The 20,195-nt window shown below is 68.0% G+C and carries 18 protein-coding genes; 17 read left to right on the top strand and 1 reads right to left on the bottom strand.

All coding sequences use genetic code 11. From position 1 onward, the window contains the following. The 7 genes from ACLB90_RS16325 (at window position 1) to tsf (ending at window position 7,231) form a co-directional block, all read left to right on the top strand. On the top strand, window positions 1-759 hold the full coding sequence (locus tag ACLB90_RS16325; protein WP_411850449.1) for a molecular chaperone: 759 nt from the start codon (window positions 1-3) through the stop codon (window positions 757-759). Window positions 760-772: 13 nt separating this feature from the next. Next, window positions 773-3,109 (top strand): fimbria/pilus outer membrane usher protein, encoded by a 2,337-nt coding sequence (locus ACLB90_RS16320; protein ID WP_411850448.1) that lies wholly within the window; start codon window positions 773-775, stop codon window positions 3,107-3,109. Further along, window positions 3,106-4,143: a spore coat U domain-containing protein gene (locus tag ACLB90_RS16315; protein ID WP_411850447.1), complete on the top strand. Its 1,038-nt coding sequence runs from the start codon at window positions 3,106-3,108 to the stop codon at window positions 4,141-4,143. The genes ACLB90_RS16320 and ACLB90_RS16315 overlap by 4 nt, the downstream gene beginning before the upstream one ends. A gap of 70 nt (window positions 4,144-4,213) precedes the next feature. After that, on the top strand, window positions 4,214-4,495 hold the full coding sequence (locus ACLB90_RS16310; RefSeq protein ID WP_411850446.1) for a hypothetical protein: 282 nt from the start codon (window positions 4,214-4,216) through the stop codon (window positions 4,493-4,495). Continuing rightward, window positions 4,471-5,208: a molecular chaperone gene (locus tag ACLB90_RS16305; RefSeq protein ID WP_411850445.1), complete on the top strand. Its 738-nt coding sequence runs from the start codon at window positions 4,471-4,473 to the stop codon at window positions 5,206-5,208. The genes ACLB90_RS16310 and ACLB90_RS16305 overlap by 25 nt, the downstream gene beginning before the upstream one ends. Before the next feature lie 211 nt (window positions 5,209-5,419). After that, window positions 5,420-6,226 (top strand): 30S ribosomal protein S2, encoded by an 807-nt coding sequence (rpsB, locus tag ACLB90_RS16300; protein ID WP_411850444.1) that lies wholly within the window; start codon window positions 5,420-5,422, stop codon window positions 6,224-6,226. 126 nt (window positions 6,227-6,352) lie between these two features. Beyond that, window positions 6,353-7,231: a translation elongation factor Ts gene (gene tsf / locus ACLB90_RS16295; protein WP_411850443.1), complete on the top strand. Its 879-nt coding sequence runs from the start codon at window positions 6,353-6,355 to the stop codon at window positions 7,229-7,231. 545 nt (window positions 7,232-7,776) lie between these two features. Here the strand turns inward: tsf and ACLB90_RS16290 are convergent. Next, on the bottom strand, window positions 7,777-8,472 hold the full coding sequence (locus tag ACLB90_RS16290; RefSeq protein WP_411850442.1) for an AIM24 family protein: 696 nt from the start codon (window positions 8,470-8,472) through the stop codon (window positions 7,777-7,779). A gap of 296 nt (window positions 8,473-8,768) precedes the next feature. Here ACLB90_RS16290 and ACLB90_RS16285 point away from each other — a divergent pair, with 296 nt between their 5' ends. From ACLB90_RS16285 to fabZ, 10 genes are all read left to right on the top strand, one after another. Further along, entirely contained in the window at window positions 8,769-10,268 is a 1,500-nt protein-coding gene (locus ACLB90_RS16285; RefSeq protein WP_411850441.1) for a GGDEF domain-containing protein, read from the top strand. Window positions 10,269-10,392: 124 nt separating this feature from the next. Next, a complete protein-coding gene (pyrH, locus tag ACLB90_RS16280) occupies window positions 10,393-11,124 on the top strand; it encodes a UMP kinase (RefSeq protein WP_411850440.1) in 732 nt (243 codons plus the stop codon). Window positions 11,125-11,261: 137 nt separating this feature from the next. Then, complete coding sequence (gene frr, locus ACLB90_RS16275; RefSeq protein WP_017355310.1) at window positions 11,262-11,819, top strand: ribosome recycling factor; 558 nt, start codon at window positions 11,262-11,264, stop codon at window positions 11,817-11,819. A 6-nt stretch (window positions 11,820-11,825) separates the two neighbouring features. After that, window positions 11,826-12,596, top strand: coding sequence for a polyprenyl diphosphate synthase (gene uppS / locus ACLB90_RS16270; RefSeq protein WP_411850439.1), 771 nt, complete (start codon window positions 11,826-11,828; stop codon window positions 12,594-12,596). Then, complete coding sequence (locus tag ACLB90_RS16265; RefSeq protein WP_411850438.1) at window positions 12,593-13,417, top strand: phosphatidate cytidylyltransferase; 825 nt, start codon at window positions 12,593-12,595, stop codon at window positions 13,415-13,417. The genes uppS and ACLB90_RS16265 overlap by 4 nt, the downstream gene beginning before the upstream one ends. Window positions 13,418-13,419: 2 nt before the next feature. After that, window positions 13,420-14,610 carry a 1-deoxy-D-xylulose-5-phosphate reductoisomerase gene (locus ACLB90_RS16260; protein WP_411850437.1) on the top strand — a complete coding sequence of 397 codons (1,191 nt, stop codon included), beginning with the start codon at window positions 13,420-13,422 and terminating at the stop codon, window positions 14,608-14,610. 34 nt (window positions 14,611-14,644) lie between these two features. Continuing rightward, a complete protein-coding gene (gene rseP, locus ACLB90_RS16255; protein WP_411850436.1) occupies window positions 14,645-16,003 on the top strand; it encodes an RIP metalloprotease RseP in 1,359 nt (452 codons plus the stop codon). A 72-nt stretch (window positions 16,004-16,075) separates the two neighbouring features. Beyond that, a complete protein-coding gene (bamA, locus tag ACLB90_RS16250) occupies window positions 16,076-18,499 on the top strand; it encodes an outer membrane protein assembly factor BamA (RefSeq protein ID WP_411850435.1) in 2,424 nt (807 codons plus the stop codon). Between the two features lie 217 nt (window positions 18,500-18,716). Then, entirely contained in the window at window positions 18,717-19,739 is a 1,023-nt protein-coding gene (lpxD, locus tag ACLB90_RS16245) for a UDP-3-O-(3-hydroxymyristoyl)glucosamine N-acyltransferase (protein ID WP_411850434.1), read from the top strand. Beyond that, on the top strand, window positions 19,736-20,191 hold the full coding sequence (gene fabZ, locus ACLB90_RS16240; protein ID WP_136004262.1) for a 3-hydroxyacyl-ACP dehydratase FabZ: 456 nt from the start codon (window positions 19,736-19,738) through the stop codon (window positions 20,189-20,191). The genes lpxD and fabZ overlap by 4 nt, the downstream gene beginning before the upstream one ends. The last annotated feature ends 4 nt before the right edge of the window (window positions 20,192-20,195 follow it).

Genomic DNA, 20,195 nt, shown 5'->3' with positions numbered 1-20,195 from the left:
ATGCTGACATTCGGACGGGGCCGCCCACGGCGACCCGCGGCGTCGGCATGGCGGGCGTTGCCCTGGCTGTGGCTGGGCATCGCCGGCGCAGCCCAGGCTGCGAGCCTGCAGGTGGCGCCGACCTCGCTGCAGCTCACGCCGCGCCAGAATGCGGATGCCTTGTGGGTGAGCAACAGCGGCACCGCGCCGGTGGAGGTACAGGCACGGGTGTTCCGCTGGACCCAGCGCGACGGCAAGGACGCGCTCGAACCCACCACGGAGCTGGCGGTAAGCCCGCCGATGCAGTCGCTGGCCGCCGGCCAGCAGCAGCTGATCCGGGTGGTCCGCGCGCAGCCGGAGGCCCCCGCCACACAGCTGGCCTACCGGGTGATCGTCGACGAGGTGCCCACGCTGGACCCGGCCCGCCGCGGCATGCAGTTCGTGCTGCGCTATTCGCTTCCGGTCTTCGTGCAGCCCGCCGACGGACAACCACCGGCCCCGGACCTGGAGGCCAGCGTGGTCGACCTCGGGCAGGGGCGCATCGGCTTGCAGGTGCACAACCGTGGCAACAGCTATGCCCAGATCGCCGACCTCGCCCTGGGCGACCCCGCCCGGCCGCAGATCGTGCAGCCGGGCCTGCTCGGGTACGTGCTGAGCGGCCAGACCATGCGCTGGCCCCTGGAGATCACCGCAGCCCGGATGGCGGGCGGCACGCTTTCGGCGAAGATCAATGGCGAGCAGGCCCAGACCCCGCTCCCCCTTGCGCCACCGTCTCGCTGAGGCCTGCGTGCGGATGGCGCTGGCTGCAAGCCTGTTGCCCTCGGCCGCGAGCGCGGCGGAGGCCGACATCGGCGCGTCGGGCGAAGCCCTGCTGCCGCCCCCCACCCCGTTGACGGCGGCGCAGACGCTGTACCTGGACGTCACCTTGAACCGCAGTCCGCGCGGCCTGCTGCCGTTCTCGCTGGACGCCGGCCGCCTGATGGCCCCGGCCGCCACCCTGCGCCAGCTCGGTTTCAGTGTGCGTGGCGACGCCCCGCTGCCGCTGGATGCGCTGAGCGGCGTCGTGGTGCGCTACGACGCCGCGCTGCAGACCCTGGCACTGGACGCGCCGCTGTCGCAGTTGACCCTGCCCACCAGCCTGCTGGAACGCGCGGCCGAGCCCACACCGGTGGCCAGCGCGTCACCGGGCGCCCTGCTCAATTACGACGTGTATGCCAGCCACAACCAGAACGCGGGCAACCTGGCGCTCACCACGCAATGGCGCATCTTCGGACTGGGCCGTGGCGTGCTGGAAAGCACCCAGCTGCTGCGCACCTACCAGGACGGCCGCAGCGGCGACTGGCGCGGTGAAAGCGTCCGCCTGGACAGCCGCTGGGAACTGGATTTCCCCGACAGCGCCACCACGCTCACCGTCGGCGACTTCTTCAGCGGCTTCGTCGACTGGAGTCGCCCGGTGCGCATGGGCGGCGTGCAGATCGGCCGCAACTACGGGCTGCAGCCGTATCGCGTCCTGACGCCCACCCCCACCTTCCTTGGCGAGGCGGTGGTGCCATCCAGCGTGGAGCTGTACGTGGATGGGCTGCGTCAGTACAACGGCGACGTGCCCGTGGGACCGTTCCAGCTCGCCGCCCAGCCCGGCATCAGCGGCGCAGGCAACGCCCAGGTGGTGATCACCGACGCCTACGGGCGCATGCAGACCGTGGACTTCGCGTTTTACGGCGCCCAGCAACTGCTCGCCCGGGGCCTCACCGACTGGTCGTTCGGCGTGGGCCGGATGCGCCGCGCGTACGGCATCCGCTCTTTCGACTACGACACCCCGGTGCTGGCCAGCGGCACCTGGCGCCACGGCGTCAGCAACCGCTTCACCGCCGAGGCCCATGCCGAAGGCGGTGGCGGCGTGGCCAACGCCGGGGCCGGCGGCTGGTGGCTGCTCGGCGCCGGCGGCGTGTTCAACGCGGCCTATGCCCGCAGCCGCGCGGACGGGCGCGAAGGCGGCCAATGGGCGCTGGGCTACAGCTGGAACAACCGGCGCTTCAACCTCAATGCCGCCACCCGCCGTACCCACGGCGACTACCGCGACCTGGGCGCACTGCAGGATGCCCTGCCCCCCGATGTCACCGACCAGCTCACCCTGGGCCTGACCCTGGGACGCGCCGGGGCGATCAGCGCCAGCTACCTGCGCCTGTCGTATCCCGACGGCGACGACAACCGCTACGCCAGCCTGTTCTGGAACAAGACCTTCTCCGAGCGCTGGTCGGCCTACCTCTCGTTCAACCAGGACCTGTCCGACCGCGACGACCGGAGCGTTTACCTGTCGGTGTCGGCCAGCCTGGGCCGCAACCGCCAGAGCAGCGTCTCGGCCCAGCGCAACGGCGAGCGCAGCCTGTATGCCGTGGATGTCTCCCAGCCGGTGCCGGGCGACGGCAGCCAGGGCGGATTCGGCTGGCGGCTGCAGGCGCGCGACGGCGACGGCGGCGCAGGCGGCCTGGCCGAACTGGGCTGGCTGAACCGGGTGGGCCGCTACGCGCTGGGCGCATCGCGCCAAGGTGATGCCACCTACGCCTATGCCAGCGCGGCCGGCAGCCTGGTCTGGATGGGCGGCCATGCGTTCGCCGCACGCGAGGTCCCCGACGCATTCGCGGTGGTGTCCACCAATGGGTTCGGCGGCATCCCGGTGCGGCTGGAGAACCGCCTGATCGGGGTGACCGACGCCAACGGGCTGCTGCTGGTCACCCCGCTGCTGTCCTGGCAGCGCAACCGCCTGTCCATCGACACGCTGGACCTGCCGGCCGAGATGCGCGCGGACCGGGTCGATACCTGGGTGACCCCGCGCCAGAACGCCGGGCTGGGCGTTGCGTTCGGGCTGCGGCGGACCCGCCAGGCCACCGTGATACTGCACGATCCGCAGGGCGCAGCGCTGCCTCCCGGCAGCCGCGTGCACCTGCCCGATGGCCGCCAGACCACCGTCGGTTACGACGGCGAGGCCTACCTCGAGGACCTGCCCGCACAGAGCCGGCTGCGCGTGGAAACCGAAACCGGCCGCTGCGATGTGGAGGTCGCGGTGGTCGGCACGGCCGACGGAACGCCACTGCGCATCGGCCCGCTGTCCTGCCAGCCGGTGCTGCCATGAACGGCACCTGGCGCAGCAGGCTGCAGCTGGCGGCGCTGCTGGCCTGCCTGTGGCTGGCACCGGCGCAGGCTGCCACCACCTGCACCGCGACAGCGCCCGGCACGCTCGCCTTCGGCACCATCACCGATGGCGCAGCGGCCCCGACCAATGTGATGGTCTCGTTCAAGATCCAGTGCAGCACCGTGGGCCTGTCGCTGCTCGCCGACGCCTCGGTACGGGTCTGCGTGGGCATTGGAACCGGCAGCACGGGCACCACCCTGTCCCCGTTCCGCGGCATCACCAACACCTTCGGCGACAGCATGGCATTCCAGCTGTACACCGATGCCGCGCGCACCATCCCGTGGGGACTGCTGCCGGGCGGAACGCCCCCCGCGCAGGTGGTGGACCTGAAGTACCCGGTGCCCGTCCTTGGCGGCAATGGCGAAGTCACGCTGACCCTCTACGGCCGGATCCCGGCCAACCAGGCCCTGGCCTTCGGCAGCTACACCAGCAGTTTCTCCGGCAGCGCGGTCACCCTGGAATACGCCTACAACGAAGTCCTCCTGGGCGGCTCGACCACACCGGCGAGCTGCACCGCCGGCACCACCGGGCACAAGACCGCCACCAACGCCTTCCCGTTCACCGTCACCGCCAACGTGCTGGCGCAGTGCAGCGCCACGGTCGCCACCGACATGGACTTCGGCAGCCGCGCCGGCAGCATTGCCACCCCCATCGACCAGACCTCCACCATCACCACCACCTGCCTGAAGCGCACGCCGTTCACGGTCGCGCTGGACAACGGCCTGTATGCCGGCGGCACCAGCGTGCGGCGGATGCGGCATGTCTCCAATGCCGCCTACACCATCCCCTATGAGCTGTACCTCGACAGCGCGCGCACCCTGCGCTGGGGCAACACGCAGAACGTGGACACCCTCGCCCAGACCGGCACCGGCAGCGCGCAGCCGATCACCGTCTACGGCCGCGCACCGGCCACCGTTGGCGCGGTGGCCGAAGGCAGCTACAACGACCGCGTCCAGGTCACCATCACGTTCTAGGCTGGCAGCGCCACTCAAGCGCGGCGGCGCGGCGCCGATAACCCCGTCGCCCTTCCTGCTGTCGACGTGGATGACCCGCCGCCGTTCCGCCCCCCTGCTGGCGTTGAGCCTGATCGCCAGCCTCGCCGCTCCTACTGCGTTCTGCGCCCCCGATACGCCCCTGCGGATCACCCTGCGGGTGGTCGATGCCTGCCGCCTGCCGTCCGGCGCCCCGGCCGATGCCTGCCCGGCCGCCCACCAGCGCAGCAGCGACGGCACCCCGCCGCCGGCCCAGGTACAGGCCCTGGCCCCGCGCGATGAGACCGCCCCGCCCGGACCGGATCGCGCATGGCCGCCCACGTTCATCTTCTGACCGTGCAGGCGGCGCTGCTGGCACTGTCGGCGCTGTTGCCCGGCACCGCCGCCGGGCAGGCGCTGGAGGTCTCGCCGTTGCGGCTGACCCTTCCCGCCGGCAGCGCCCACGGCGAACTCTGGCTGCACAACACCCACCCGATCGCATGGCACGGCCAGGCACGGCTGTATCGCTGGGAACAGACGCCCGACCAGGAGGTGCTCACTCCGGCCGACGACGTGGCCCTGAGCCCACCCCTGCTGGACATCGCGCCTGGAGCGCGGCAGCGGGTGCGCGTGGTGCGCCTGGACAGCGCCCCGGTGACACAGGAGCGCGGCTACCGCCTGCTGCTCCGTGCCGGCCCGGACAGCCCGCCCCTGCAGGTTTCGCTGCCGGTGTTCCTTGCGCCCGTGGGCCCCTTGGACCGCCCGCCGGCACTGACCGTGGCGCTGGGCGGGGAACAGCCCGCACCGGCGCTGCACCTTTACAATGGCGGCGGCCGCCACGTCCGCCTGGCCGACCTCGCCTTCGTCGATCCACGCGGCCAGCGCCACCTGCTGATCGCCGGCCTGGCCGGCTATGTCCTGCCTGGCCACGCGCGCCAGTGGCCCCTGCCCGTGCGGGCGGACGGCTACCGCGGCGGCCATTTCCGGGCCCGCCTGGACGATGCCGGCGAGGCCGATCTGGCCCCGGCCACCCCGCCAATTGCGCCGGCCACCGCAGCCGGGCTATAATCGACGGGATTTCCCGCGCTCTTCGCGTGAAAACCGTCCACACCGGACGTCACCGGTGAATCCACACCTGTCGTCCCCATCCGTGCCGGGGTGCTCCGCAAGGAGTTCGGCCACGGAGACGACCGGGAAGCCCAACCCCGGAACCACCCGCCTCACGGCGGACCGCCCAACTATTACCCGTGGCGGCCGGTTCCCACTCAGGAGTATTGCAATGCCCCAGGTCACCATGCGTCAGATGCTGGAAGCCGGCGTCCACTTCGGCCACCAGACCCGTTACTGGAACCCCAAGATGGGCCAGTACATCTTCGGCGCCCGCGGCAAGATCCACATCATCAACCTGGAAAAGACCGTTCCGCTCTTCAATGACGCGATGAACTTCATTTCCAGCGTTGCCCAGAAGCGCGGCACCATCCTGTTCCTGGGCACCAAGCGCAGCGCCCGCGAATCGATCCGCGAAGAAGCCGAGCGTTGCGGCATGCCGTTCATGAACCAGCGTTGGCTGGGCGGCACCCTGACCAACTTCCGTACCGTCAAGCAGTCGGTTGCCCGCCTGAAGGAACTGGAAGCCGGCGAAACCGACGGCAGCTTCGACAAGCTGGTCAAGCACGAAGTGCTGGGCCTGCGTCGCGAGCGTGACAAGCTGGAAGCCTCGCTGGGCGGCATCAAGGACATGAACCGTCTGCCGGACGCGATCTTCGTCATCGACATCGGCCACGAAGACATCGCCATCAAGGAAGCCAAGAAGCTCGGCATCCCGGTGATCGCTGTCGTCGACACCAACTACAACCCGGAACTGGTCGACTACGCGATCCCGGGCAACGACGACGCCATCCGCGCTGTGCAGCTGTACGCCCGCGCCGCTGCCGACGCCGTGCTGGAAGGCAAGGCTGCTGCTCCGCACGCTGCCACCGTCCGTGAAGAAGAGTTCGCCGAAGCCCCGGCCGCCGAAGAAGGCAAGCCGGCTCGCCGCGCACCGGCCAAGAAGGCTGCTGCCGACAAGGGCGAAGCCCAGGCCTGATCCAGGCCTCTGGTGGGCGCCACGCGCCCACCGATCCTGTCCGCTGCCGACGGCGCGACGACAGGACACTGTCACACGGGCCGGCCACCATGCCGGCCCAACCCCTTTCTTTCGTGAGGAAATCCCGTGGAAATCACTGCTTCCCTGGTCAAGGAACTGCGCGAGCGCACCGGCGCCGGCATGATGGAGTGCAAGAAGGCACTCACCGAAAATGGCGGCGACATCGACGCCTCTGCCGAATGGCTGCGCAAGTCGGGCCTGGCCAAGGCCGACAAGAAGGCTGACCGCGTTGCTGCCGAAGGCATCATCGTGGCCGCCCAGGACGGCAACAAGGCCGTGCTGGTCGAAGTCAACTCCGAAACCGACTTCGTCGCCAAGGACAGCAACTTCCTGGACTTCACCAAGGCCGTTGCCGCCACCGCCCTGAGCTCGGGCGCTGCCGACATCGACGCGCTGAAGGCCGCCAAGCTGCCGACCGGCGAGACCGTCGAAGAAGCCCGCGCCGCCGTCATCGCCAAGGTCGGCGAGAAGGTCGATGTGCGTCGCATCGTGCGTCTGGAATCGACCAACAACGTCGCTGCCTACGTGCACGGCGGCCGCATCGGCGTGCTGGTTGAACTGGCCGGCGGCGACGCCGACCTGGCCCGTGGCCTGGCCATGCACGTGGCTGCCATGAACCCGCCGCACAACAAGGCTGCCGATGTGCCGGCCGACTTCGTGGCGAAGGAAAAGGAAATCGAACTGGCCAAGATGTCCGACAAGGACAAGTCCAAGCCGGCCGACATCCTGGAAAAGATCATCAGCGGCAAGATCGCCAAGATCGTCAACGAAGTGACCCTGTACGGCCAGCCGTACGTGCTGGACACCAACCAGTCGGTCGAGCAGGTCCTGAAGGCCGCTGGCGGCGACGTGATCGGCTTCAAGCGCCTGGCCGTTGGCGAAGGCATCGAGAAGGTCGTGGAAGACTACGCGGCCGAAGTGATGAAGCAGGCCGGTCTGGCCTGATCCATCCCGCCTGCGCTTCGGCGCTGGCACGATGACGAAAAAACCCGGCTTCGGCCGGGTTTTTTTGTGGGTGGCATTTGGGTGTTTTTTGCGAAGAGCAGCGTCTTGGTGCTGTGCCCGAAAGAACATTGGCCTTCTGCGGCTTTCCGCCAAGAGCAGCGTCTCGACCTTCCGCGCGGAAGGAGGACGGGCAGCCCCATGCGGGACACGCCGTAAACCCATCCTTGGGGGCTTGGCGAAAACATCCATGTTTTCGACAGTCCCGCATGGGGCTGCCCGCCCTCCTCTGCATAGGTTCATGTGTGCGGCATGCAAGGGGCGTTTCTTGCGCGGCATGCCGCTTTCTCTCCGCACACCGCCCATGTGTGGAGGGTTGGCGTGGGTGGGTTGGCGGGACTGTCGAAAACACGGATGTTTTCGACAAGCCTACATGGACGTATTCACGGCGTGTCCCGCCAAGTCGCCCACGCCGACCCACCCCGGGCAAAATGACGCGTTGCAGTTGCAGTTGCAGTTGCCAGCGCAACCGCAACCGCACAACCGCCTCAGCCCTTGGACTGGAACGACACTTCCTCGTAAGGCTGCACCACCACCCAGCCTTCACCGGCGAACTTCATCTGCAGGCTCTCGCCCGACCCGCGGCCGACCAGCGTGCCCAGCGACACGTCCGCCACCACTTCCGGCGCCAGTGAACCCGACCACGCCACCGTCGCGTTCGGATCGGTAAACACCGGGCCGCCCTGCGCCGTCACCCGCAGCGTCATCGGCTCGTAGTGCGACGTCACCGCCACGATCCCGTGCCCACTCAATTTGATGTTGAACAACCCGCCGGACAGCATCCCCGCGACCTTCTTCATCATCGTGATCTTCGACTCGATCCCGGTTTCGAAGGCCAGCACGTCGTTGCCGTTGACGAAGATCGACTCGCCCGCCAAGCGCAGCAGGGTCACCTTCTTGCCCGCATCGGCCAGGTACACCCGCCCCTGCCCTTCCACCTTCATCAGCTGCAGGCCTTCGCCGCTCACCATCTTTTTCAGCAGCGTCCCCAGCCCCTGCTCCAGGATGCCCTGCCGGGTGAACTTCACCCCGCCCTTGCGCGCCACCATCGACCCCGCCTTGGCCCAGACCAGCCCATCGACACGCACCTCCAGCATGCGCGGGCTTTCCAGCTCGAACGCATCGGCACTGACATCCTTTTCCTGCGTGGTGGACAGGAATTCCTGAAGCGACTTCACGGTCATGGGGACAACGTCCTTGGGATTGAGAGCGCGAATGGTAGCGCCCTGCGGGTGCCCACGGTGGACTTCGCCGCGCCGCGGCGCGGCCCGCCCCCATCCGCCATTCCCCCCATTCGCCGGCGGATGTGTTACCAAAGAACCTGTCGCGCCTGCCACATGCAGTCTGCCCACTGGTTTTGCCTTGCATGGCGCATCGGCGCACTATTGCCAACGTCAGTTTCCATCACAACGCAAGAATCCACGCTCAAATCTGTGACGCACACCATGTATTCTTGCCACAACACATCAATAGCCCCGCCATGCCTCCCGAGCTGACAGCCGCCCTGGCGCTCTGCCGCAACCTGCCCTCGCCGCCCGGTATCGCCTTGCGCATCATCGAGCTGGCGCAGGACCCGGAAGCGGACATCACCACCGCCGCCGATATCATCGCCATCGACATGGCGCTGAGCGCACGCATGCTGCGCATCGCCAACTCGCCGCTGTACGCCAGCCGCCGCCGGATCGAGAACCTCGGCCAGGCGCTGACCATGCTCGGCCTCAACGCCACCGTCAGCCTCGCGCTGGGCTTCACCGTCACCCAGGGCCTCACCGGCCCGGGCGAAGGCCAGGACCTGCGCGAACGCGCGTGGCGGCGCAGCATTCTCAGCGCCCTCGCCGCCAGCCTGCTGGGCCAGGCGCGCGGCCTGCGCAAGGCCGAAGAGCTGATGCTGGCCGGCCTGCTGCAGGACATCGGCGTACTTGCCCTGGCCCAGGCCGAGCCGGAGCGCTACCTGCCCCTGCTGCGCCAGGCCGCCGACAACGAGGCGCTGGTGGCACTCGAGCGCGAACACCTCGACTGCAGCCATGCCGACGTCGGCGCCTGGATCGCCGACGCGTGGGCACTGCCGCGCTACCTGGTGGACAGCATCGCGCGCAGCGAGCAGCCCGAGGCCACCGAAGACACCTTCCAGGCCTGCGTCGCCGTTTCGGGCGCGGTCGCCGACATCTGGCTCAGCCGCGACGCCGATGCGGCCCGCGAACACGCCCTGCACCTGGTCAACACCCGGCTGCAGCTGGACAGTGCCCAGTTCGACCAGGTCCTGGCCCGCATCAGCGAAGCGCTGCCGGACATCGGCGCGCTGTTCGAGACCACCCTGTTCTCCCCGGCGCGCGTCCAGCAGCTGATCGACCACGCCCAGGAACTGGCCACCCTGCGCAACCTGCGCGAAATGCAGGATGCCGCCCAGGCCCGCAAGCGGGCCGACGAGTTCGAGGCGCGCGCCAACCGGCTGGCCGAGCAGGCCCACCGCGACGCGCTCACCGGCGTACTCAACCGCCGCCAGCTCGAGGCCGTGCTGGAGCAGGAGTTCCTGCGCGCCACCCGGCATGGCTGGCCGCTGTCGGTGGCGTTCATCGACCTGGACGACTTCAAGAAGATCAACGACGCCCACGGCCACCTGATGGGCGACCAGGTCCTGCGCATGTTCGCCAGCAAACTGCAGGAGCAGCTGCGCAACAGCGACACCGTGGCCCGCTTCGGCGGGGAGGAATTCATCGCCCTGCTGCCCAACACCACCGAACTGGTGGCACTGGACGTGGTGCGCCGGGTCCTGGCCAACATCGTCAACACCCCGATGGCCGAACTGGAGGGAGGCCCCCTGTTCGTGACCTTCTCGGCCGGCGTTGCGACCCAGGGCGGCTACGAGCGTTTTGCCGATGTTCAGGACTTGTTGAAGGCTGCCGACGACGTGCTGTACCGCTCCAAGAATCTGGGCCGCAACCGCGTCATCGCTCGCTCGCCGAGCTCTGCCCCGGCCTGAACGGGGCGGTCACGACAGGGCCCGGGCGGCACCGTCACGGGCGCCGCAGTGCAGCAAAATAATCCTGCCCCGCGGCCCGGCTTCCAGTAGAATTCCCGCGTTTTCCACGCATCCAGAGGCCACCATGTCCAATCTCACCTATCGCCGCATCCTGCTGAAAGTTTCCGGGGAGGCGCTGATGGGAGACGAGGACTACGGCATCGACCCCAAGGTGATCCACCGGCTGGCGCGTGAAGTGCTCGAAGCCCAGCAGGCCGGGGCCGAAGTCGCCCTCGTCATCGGCGGCGGCAACATCTTCCGCGGCGCTGGCCTGGCGGCCGGCGGCATGGACCGCGTCACCGGCGACCAGATGGGCATGCTCGCCACCGTGATCAACGCGCTGGCCATGCAGGACGCCCTGGAGAAGCTCGGCGCCAAGGCGCGCGTGATGAGCGCCATCAAGATCAACGACGTGTGCGAGGACTACATCCGCCGCCGCGCCATCCGCCACCTGGAAAAGGGCCGCCTGGTGATCTTCGCCGCCGGCGTCGGCAGCCCGTTCTTCACCACCGACTCCGGCGCCGCCCTGCGCGCGATCGAGATCGGCGCGGACCTGCTGCTGAAGGCGACCAAGGTCGATGGCGTCTACGACAAGGACCCCAACAAGTACAGCGATGCCGTGCGCTTTGACACCCTGAGCTACGACGAAGTGATCCGCCGCGGCCTGGAAGTGATGGACACCGCCGCCTTCGCGCTGGCGCGCGACAGCGACCTGCCGCTGCGCGTGTTCGACATGGGCCAGCCGGGCGAGCTGCTGAAGATCCTGCACGGCGAGAACATCGGCACCCTGGTGCAGGGCCGCGACACCGCCGCCTGAACCCTGCCACCCCGGCAAACGGCGCCGATTCCGCAACCGCAGCACACGCGGCGGGGCGGAACTGGCCCCGATGGGCCCGGTATCGGCCCGTATTCGCCTATAATCGCCCGATTCCAGTTACATCCAGGATTCGGGCGATGCTCAACGATATCAAGCAGGACGCGCAGACGCGCATGGCAAAGAGCATCGATGCTCTGAAGCACACCCTCACCTCCATCCGCACCGGCCGCGCATCGCCGTCGCTGCTGGACCGGATCACCGTCAAGGCCTACGGCACCGACACCCCGCTCAACCAGGTCGCGTCGATCAGCGTTTCCGAAGGCCATTCGCTGGTCATCACCCTGTTCGACAAGGGCATGATCAAGGACGTCGAGAAGGCCATCTATGCCTCCGACCTCGGCCTGACCCCGAACGTGGCCGGCACCGTGATCCGCCTGAACCTGCCGCCGCCGACCGAAGAGCGCCGCAAGGAGCTGGGCAAGCAGGTGCAGAAGGAAGGCGAAGGCGCCAAGATCGCCATCCGCAACATCCGCCAGGACGCCAACAAGGCGATTGCCGCGCTGCTCAAGGACAAGTCGATCAGCGAAGACGACAAGAAGCGCGGCGAAGACGACATCCAGAAGCTGACCGACAAGTCCATCAAGGACGTCGACAGTGTCGTGGCCGAGAAAGAAAAGGAACTGATGGCGGTCTGAGCCCCCATGACCTCAGCCCCGTCCAGCGGCCCTGCCGCGCCCCTGCCCCGCCACCTCGCCATCATCATGGATGGCAACGGGCGCTGGGCACAGAAGCGTCGTCGCCCGCGCGTGATCGGCCATCGTGCCGGCGCGCGCGCGGTCAACCGCACCATCGACTTCTGCCTGGAGCGCGGCATCGCCGTGCTGACCCTGTTCGCCTTCTCCAGTGAAAACTGGGGACGGCCGCAGGAGGAAGTGGATGCGCTGATGAAGCTGTTCCTCAATGCGCTCGACCGCGAGGTGGACGAACTGCACCGCCGTGGCGTCCGCGTGCGCTTCATCGGTGACCGCCAGCGCTTCGGCGCCGGCCTGGTCAGCCGCATGCAGCTGGCCGAACAGCGCACCGCCGACAACCGCGCGATGACCCTGAACATCGCGGCCAGCTACGGCGGTCGCCAGGACATCGTGCAGGCCGCGCGCGAGCTTGCCGCCGAAGTCGCGGCCGGTCGCCTGCTGCCCGAGCAGATCGACGAAGCCATGCTCGGCAGCCGCGTCGCGCTGGCCGACCTGCCGCCGCCGGATCTGTTCATCCGCACCGGTGGCGACACCCGCATCAGCAATTTCCTGCTGTGGCAGCTGGCCTATACCGAACTGTGGTTCACCGACGTGTTGTGGCCCGAGTTCGACGCCGCCGTCCTGCAGCAGGCCCTGGATGCCTACGCCGCGCGTGAACGTCGTTTCGGCCTGACCAGCGCCCAGATCGCCGCCCTGGCCACCGAGACCACAACCCCATGACCAGAACCCGAGTCATCGCCGCCCTGATCATGGCGCCGGTCGCCATCGCGGCCATCCTGATGCTGCCGACCCCGTGGCTGGCCGCCGCCGCCGCCGCCGTGTTCCTGATCGGCCTGTGGGAGTGGCTGAAGCTGGCCGACGTCGACGACACTCTCGCCCGTACCGTGCTGCTGGTCCTGAACCTGGTGCTGATGGTGCTGATCGTGTGGGCCGGCGACGGCTCGCTGGTGCTGTACCAGATCGCCGCGCTGATCGGCATCGGCTGGTGGGTGCTGGCGCTGGTCTGGCTGCGCTTCTTCAACTTCGGCGCCAGCCCCAGCAGCCCGGCGCGCGCGCTCAAGCTGCTGGCCGGCACGCTGGCCATCGTGCCGGCCTGGGCCTCGCTGGTGCTGATCCATGCCAGCGGCAGCAATGGCCACCTGTGGCTGCTGACCGCGTTGGCGGTGGTGTGGGCCGCCGATTCGGGCGCCTACTTCGCCGGCCGCACCTTCGGCCGCACCAAGCTGGCACCGCGGATCAGCCCCAACAAGACCTGGGAAGGCCTCGGCGGCGGCATGGTTGCCGGCCTGCTGGTGGCGCTGGGCTTCGGCTTCCTCGCCGGGGTCGACAGCGGCCATCTGGTGGGCCTGACCATCACCGCCGTGGTCACCGTGTTCGCCTCGGTGCTGGGCGACCTGTTCGAGAGCCTGATCAAGCGTCACGCCGGCGCCAAGGACTCGGGCCATATCATTCCCGGCCACGGCGGCGTGCTGGACCGCGTCGACGGCGTACTGGCAGCCCTGCCGGTGTTCGCCCTCGGCAAGGAAATCTTCGGATTCTGAGCATGACCAGCGTCAACGCCCCCCGCCAGGTCGCCGTGTTCGGCGCCACCGGTTCGATCGGCGCATCCGCGCTGGACGTGATCGCGCGCCATCCCGACCAGTACCGCGCCAGCGTGCTGGCCGCCGGCCGCCAGGTCGACGCCCTGGTCGCGCTGTGCGTGGCGCACCGGCCGGACCATGCGGTGATCGCCGACGAGGCCCTGTACCCGGCGCTGCGTGATGGCCTGCGCGCCGCCGGCCTGGCTACCGAGGCCCACGCCGGCGCCGCCGCCCTGGACTCCCTGGCCGCCAGCGATGCCTGCGACACCCTCGTCGCCGCCATCGTCGGCGCGGCCGGCCTGTCCTCCACGCTGGCCGCCGCCCGCGTCGGCAAGCGCATCCTGCTGGCCAACAAGGAATCGCTGGTGCTGGCCGGCGAACTGCTGATGCGCGAGGCGGCCGCCGCCGGCGCGGAAATCATCCCGATCGATAGCGAGCACAGCGCCATCTTCCAGTGCCTGCGCTCCTGCGATGCCAGCCTGGACGGCGCCGGCGTGCGCCGCATCATCCTCACCGCCTCGGGCGGCCCGTTCCGGGGGCGCACCCGCGCCGAACTGGCCCAGGTCACCCCGGCCCAGGCCGTGGCGCACCCGAAGTGGTCGATGGGCCCGAAGATCTCGGTCGATTCGGCGACGTTGATGAACAAAGGCCTCGAAGTGATCGAGGCGCACCACCTGTTCAACGTGCCCGGCGAGCGCATCGACGTGCTGGTCCACCCACAGAGCCTGGTCCATTCGCTGGTCGAGTTCGTGGACGGCTCCACCCTGGCCCAGCTCGGCCTGCCGGACATGCGCACCACCCTGGCGGTTGGCCTCGGCTGGCCGCGCCGGATCGAATCCGGCGTCGGCGGGCTGGACCTGCTGACCCAGGGCCGGCTGGATTTCGAGGCGCCCGACACCGACGCGTTCCCCTGCCTGGCGCTCGCCTGGCAGGCGATGGCAGCCGGCGGCACCGCCCCGGCCATCCTCAATGCGGCCAACGAAGTAGCGGTTTCAGCGTTTCTTCAGGGTCGGATCGCTTTCCTTGCCATTCCGGCGCTGGTGGCTAACGCTCTGTCAACACTGTCGGTGGAGTCCGCCGATACACTGGAGGTCCTGCTGAGCGCGGACCGCCGTGCCCGCCAGATCACCGAAGCCGCCATCGACCCCGCCTGAATGCCCCTCGCTCCCACTTACGCTGCCATCGCTCATGGGTGACTTCATCGGATCGGTCTGGTGGATGATCGTCAGCCTTGGCCTGCTGGTGACCTTCCATGAGTTTGGCCACTACTGGGTAGCCCGCCGCTGCGGGGTCAAGGTGCTGCGCTTCTCGGTCGGCTTCGGCCGCCCGCTGTGGATGCGCCGCAACCGCGCCGGCACCGAATTCGCCATTGCCGCCATTCCGCTCGGCGGCTACGTGAAGATGCTCGACGAACGCGAGGTCGAGGTACCGCTCGCCGAGCGCTCGCAGGCCTTCAACAACAAGACCGTGTGGCAGCGGATCGCGGTCGTCGCCGCCGGCCCGCTGGCCAACCTGCTGCTCTGCGTGTTCCTGCTCTGGGCGATGTTCGTGATCGGCCGCCAGGATTATTCGGCCACCATCGGCCGCACCACCGGCATGGCCCAGGCCGCCGGCCTGCAGGCCGGCGACCGCGTGCTGCGGGTGGACGGGCGCGACGTCGTCACCGCCGGCGAAGCCAGCATGGCCCTGACCACCGCCGCGATGGACCGTCAGGACGCCCGGGTCGAGGTACTGGACACCCAGGACCAGCAGCAGACCCGCACCCTGCCCCTGTCGCAGCTGCCCGTCGGCTTCGACGAGCGCCGCGTGCCGGTGCTGGCGGGCCTGAACTGGCAGTACTGGCTGCAGCCGGCGCTGGTGGACAGCGTGGTGCCGGGCTCGGCCGCCGAAGGCGTGCTGCTGCCGGGCGACCTGATCGTGGCCGTGGACGGCCAGCGCATCGAGGCCGCCGACCAGGTGCCGGCCCAGGTGCTGGCGCTGGGCCAGCGCGGCGGTCCGGGCATGATCGACGTGCTGCGCGCCGGCGAGCGCCTGGCGCTGGAAGTGACGCCCCAGCCGGGCAAGGGGCCCCGCGGCCAGCCCACCTGGCAGCTCGGCATCGCCTTCCCGCAGGGCCACGCCCCGGCCTACGACGCCGAGCTGAAATTCGGCCCGTTCGCCGCCGTGCCGGTGGCATTGCGCGAAACCGCCCGTCTGGCGGGCGATTCGCTGGGCATGATGCGCCGCATCGTGACCGGCAATGCCTCCCTGAAGAACGTTTCCGGGCCGGTCACGATCGCCCAGGTGGCCAATGGCACCGCCAAGCGCGGGGTGGACTGGTTCCTGTATTTCCTGGCCCTGCTGTCGCTGAGCCTGTGCATCATCAACCTGCTGCCCATCCCCATCTTGGACGGCGGGCACCTGCTGTATTACCTTATCGAGTTGGTCAAGGGCAGCCCGCTCAGTGAGCGCGCCATGGCCGCCGGTCAGTACATCGGCCTGGCGCTGCTGGCGGGACTGATGGGATTGGCGTTCTACAACGACATCCTCGGTCTGGCCCAGCGATGAACTTTTTTCTTTTGTCGTCGTCTTACACGCCGGCATCCCGCAATGTTGAAATCGACTCCAACCGGACGTGACATGACGCGACTCCCCAATCGCCGCCTGCTTGCCCTCGCACTCGCCGCCGGTTTCGGCGTGCCCGCCCTGGCGCAGGCAGCCGAGCCCTTCACCGTCAGCGACATCCGTGTCGATGGTCTGCAGCGCATCACCTCCGGTACCGTGTTCACCTACCTCCCGGTGGAGCGTGGCGACACCCTGACCGACAACAAGGTCGGCGAGACCATCCGCGCCCTGTACAAGACCGGTTTCTTCGAAGACGTGCAGATCGACCGCCAGGGCAACATCATGGTGGTGACCGTGCGTGAGCGCCCGGCGATCAACAAGCTGACCGTCACCGGCAACAAGGACATCAAGAGCGACCAGCTGCTCAAGGGCCTGAGCGACATCGGCCTGACCGAGGGCGGTACCTTCGATCGCCTGAGCCTGGACCGCGTGACCCAGGAACTGCGCCGCCAGTACAACGACCGCGGCAAATACAACGTCGACATCACCCCGACCGTGAGCCCGCTGGACCGCAATCGCGTGGACATCACCATCGCGATCAAGGAAGGCAAGGCCGCCAAGATCCAGCACGTCAACCTGGTGGGCACCGAGAAGTTCGCCTCCGAGGACATCCTGGAAACCTGGGAATCCAAGGAGCACAACTGGGCCTCGTGGTACCGCCGCGATGACCAGTACTCCAAGGAAAAACTGTCCGGCGACCTGGAAAAGCTCAACTCCTGGTACCTGGACCGCGGCTACGTGGACTTCAGCGTCGACTCCACCCAGGTGTCGATCAGCCCCGACAAGCGCGACATGTTCATCACCGCCGGCGTGACCGAGGGTGAGCAGTACAAGATTTCCGACATCAAGGTCACCGGCGACACCATCCTCCCGCAGGAAGATGTCGAGCGCATGGTGATCCAGAAGTCCGGCGACACGTTCTCGCGTGCGCTGCTGGAATTCAGCTCGGACGCCATCACCAACTCGCTGTCCAACATCGGCTACGCCTTCGCCAAGGTCAACCCGATCCCGACCAGCAACCGCGCCGACCGTACCGTGGCGATCAACATGCAGGTCGTGCCGGGCCCGCGCGTGCAGGTGCGTCGCATCACCTTCAAGGGCAACACCCGCACCTCCGACGAAGTGCTGCGTCGTGAAATGCGCCAGTTCGAGAACAGCTGGTACTCGCAGGCCGCCATCGACCGCTCCAAGATCCGCCTGCAGCGCCTGGGCTACTTCGAGGCGGTGGACGTGGAAACCCCGCAGGTCACCGGCAGCAACGACCAGGTCGACGTGGTCTACAACGTCAAGGAAACCACCTCGGGCAGCTTCGTGTTCGGCCTGGGCTATTCCCAGTCCTACGGCATGACCACCTCGGTGCAGCTGTCGCAGAACAACTTCCTCGGCGGCGGCAACCGCGTGTCGGTCGAAGCCTCGCGCAGCAGCTACCTGCAGCGCTACGGCTTCTCCTACACCAACCCGTACTTCACCGATGACGGCGTCTCGCTGGGCTACAACCTGTCGTGGCGCGAGCTGGACTACTCCGACTTCAACACCGCGCAGTACAACAGCACCAACGGTGCGGCGCAGATGATCTTCGGCGTGCCGATCACCGAGAACGACACCGTCTCGCTGATGTTCGGCATCGACAGCAACCAGATCACCACGTACCAGAATGCAACGCCGCAGGCGATCATCGACTACATCAATGCGGTCGGCCAGCGCACGTTCCACTCGTGGCGTTCGGAACTGGGCTGGGCGCGCGACACCCGTAACGACTACTTCATGCCGACCCGCGGTACCTACCAGCGCATCGGCCTGGAAACCACGCTGCCGGGTTCCACCGTCGAGTACTACAAGCTGAACTACCAGTTCTCCAAGTACTGGCCGATCATGCCGTCGCTGGTGATCAACACCCGTGCGGAAATCGGCTACGGCGACAGCTACGGCAAGGACGTCACCCGCAACATCTGCTACACGCCGGCGACCAACGACAACCCGAACCCGGTCCAGACCACGGACTGCTCGCCGTCCTCGGCCGACTACATCAAGACCGTGACCGCCACGGGCCTGCCGTTCTACGAGAACTTCTACGCCGGCGGCACCAACTCGGTGCGCGGCTTCGAAGACAACACGCTGGGCCCGCGTTCGGAACCCATCAACGGCTACACCAATGGCCAGCCGCTGGGTGGTTCGCTGAAGACCGTCGGCTCGATCGAAGCCTACTTCCCGCGTCTGTTCGACAGCCCGTCCGCGCGCATCTCGGCGTTCCTGGACTTCGGCAACGTGTACACCGGGGTGGACAACTTCAAGGCCAACGAACTGCGCGTGTCCACCGGCGTGGCGCTGCTGTGGCGCGCACCGGTCGGCCCGATCTCGATCAGCTACGCCTTCCCGCTCAAGAAGGAAGACGGCGACGAGATCGAACGGCTGCAGTTCACCTTCGGCGGTCAGTTCTGACCGACGAAGGCAACTTGCCTCCCCACCGGAGGCATGACGAGACGCCGGGCATTGCCCGGCGTTTCGTTTTGTGCCGCCAGAGGCCGCCGACTGTCCACCTGGAGCCAACAGCAGCCGGGCAGCGCCCGGCGCTACGTGGCGGCTGCCACCGTCCCCGGAACGGCCACCGGGCCACCCCGAACATGACCGAAGTCACGCCACACGGTAAACTCGCCGCGTGAACACACCTACCTATACCGCCCAGCAACTCGCCGAGCAGTTTGGCCTGCAGGTCCACGGCGATGGCGGCACCGCCATCCGTGGCGTGGCCACCCTTGCCCATGCCGGCTCCGGCCAGCTGACCTTCCTTGCCAATCCCCGCTATCGCGCCCAGCTCGCCGACAGCCAGGCCGGTATCGTGGTGCTGCGCGCCGAGGATGCCGACGCGGCGCCCGGCACCGCGCTGGTCGCCAAGGACCCGTACACCACCTTTGCCAAGATCGCCGCGCTGTTCGACATCGCGCCGACCCGGCCGCCGGGCATCCACCCCAGCGCGATCATCGATCCGGACGCGCAGGTGGCCGCCAGCGCCCACATCGGCCCGTTCGTCACCATCGGCGCGCGCAGCGTCGTCGGCGAGAACTGCATCGTTGGTGCGGGCAGCATCATCGGCGAGGACTGCACCCTGGATACCGGCTGCGAACTGATCGCGCGGGTGACCCTGGTGACCCGGGTCAAGCTCGGCAAGCGCGTGCGCATCCATCCCGGCGCCGTGCTCGGCGCCGACGGCTTCGGCCTGGCGATGGATGCCGGCCACTGGATCAAGGTGCCGCAGCTCGGCGGCGTGCGCATCGGCGACGACTGCGAGATCGGCGCCAACACCTGCGTGGACCGCGGCGCGCTCGAAGACACCGTGCTCGACAACGACGTTCGCCTGGACAACCTGGTGCAGATCGCGCACAACGTGCAGATCGGCGCGCACTCGGCCATCGCCGGCTGCACCGGCATCGCCGGCAGCGCCAAGATCGGCCGCTACTGCCTGCTGGGTGGCGCCGTCGGCGTCGTCGGCCATCTCGAGATCTGCGACAAAGTGGTCATCACCGGCAAATCGGTGGTGCGCAACTCCATCCATGAGCCGGGCGAGTACTCGTCCGGCACCCCATTGACCGACAACCGCACGTGGCGCAAAAACGCCGCGCGCTTCAAGCAGCTTGATGCCCTGGCCCGTCGCATCCTGTCTGTGAGCAAGGAGAAGGAATGAGCCACGAACAGAAGCTGCCGGACATCACCGAAATCCAGGCGTTGATCCCGCACCGTTACCCGTTCCTCCTGGTCGACAAGGTCGTTTCGATCGACTACGACAAGCGCACCATCGTCGCCACCAAGAACGTCAGCATCAACGAACCGTTCTTCCAGGGCCACTTCCCCGGCCAGCCGATCATGCCCGGCGTGCTGATCATCGAAGCCATGGCCCAGGCCGGCGGCGTGCTCACCCAGCTCACCCTGGGCCGCGATGCGCAGTCCAAGCTGTTCTACATGGTCAAGGTGGACAAGGCCCGTTTCAGCAAGCAGGTCGTGCCCGGTGACGTGCTGGAAATGCACGTGGAGATCAAGCGCGTGATCCGCAACATGGCGGTGTATGACTGTGTGGCCAAGGTCGACGGCGAGATCGTGGCCTGCGCCGAAGTGCTGTGCGCCGGCACCCGCGAATGAGCCT

The sequence above is a fragment of the Stenotrophomonas sp. LGBM10 genome (assembly GCF_046736075.1).
GTDB lineage: Bacteria > Pseudomonadota > Gammaproteobacteria > Xanthomonadales > Xanthomonadaceae > Stenotrophomonas.
This window is presented reverse-complemented; position numbering and strand designations above follow the sequence as displayed.